Raw genomic sequence first — 912 nt, forward strand, 5'->3', positions numbered from 1 at the left:
AGACAATCAATATCGAGATACGTACGGAAGATTTGAAGGTCGATACGTATAGGGCAAGCGGTGCCGGCGGTCAGCATATCAATACGACTGACTCGGCTGTCCGTATTACCCACTTACCTACCAATACGGTAGTGACGTGCCAAAACGAGAGATCGCAAATCAAAAACAAGGCTCAAGCGATGAATATGCTGAAAGCCAAACTTTATCAACGTGAAATTGAACAGCAACAAGCCGACTTGGATGAAATTCGCGGTGAACAAAAGGAAATTGGCTGGGGAAGCCAAATTCGTTCTTATGTTTTCCATCCGTATTCCATGGTCAAGGATCACCGTACGAGTGCGGAAACCGGGAACTTGGGTGCGGTCATGGATGGGGATATTGATATGTTCATCGATGCGTACTTGCGTTCAAAACTATAAGATATAATGGCCGGACCGTTCTATGGTCCGGCTTTTTGTATGAAAATCATGCTTGCCTTACACGTTCTGCCAAAATAAGCCGTCTGGATTATTTTTACAGGGTATGAAAAGGGATGCCATGCTATGATCCGCCAATACTACATAATGATGAATGATGGTTTGAGGAGATAATAAAGAATGAGAAAAAGATACAGGGAGCCGAAGCCCCCTTTGATGCAAAAGTTAATCGAATATGGATTGGTAATCGTGGGGTCAGCCATAATTGCCATCGGTTTTAATGTTTTCCTGCTGCCCAACCAAGTTGCATCGGGCGGGGTCAGCGGGATCAGTACGATCCTCAGGTCCACTCTCGGCTGGGAGCCAGCCTATGTGCTGTGGGGTTTCAATATTCCTTTATTCATTGCGGGACTTATCATCCTGGGAAGGCATTTCGGAGCCAAAAGCTTGATTGGGACATTGTTTTTGCCTTTAGTGGTATTTCTGACAAAAGAAT

Annotated in this window: 2 protein-coding genes; both read left to right on the top strand. The window is 45.1% G+C overall.

Features of this window, described 5'->3' with window-relative positions; all coding sequences use genetic code 11:
• The coding region (locus tag CVN76_RS05720) for a peptide chain release factor-like protein (RefSeq protein WP_332850610.1) at positions 1-419 on the top strand (419 nt) is incomplete at its 5' end.
• Between the two features lie 177 nt (positions 420-596).
• Positions 597-912, top strand: a 316-nt coding sequence (locus CVN76_RS05725) for a YitT family protein (RefSeq protein WP_198512499.1), incomplete at its 3' end; no start/stop codon positions are given.

This window comes from Bacillus sp. mrc49, assembly GCF_002803435.1.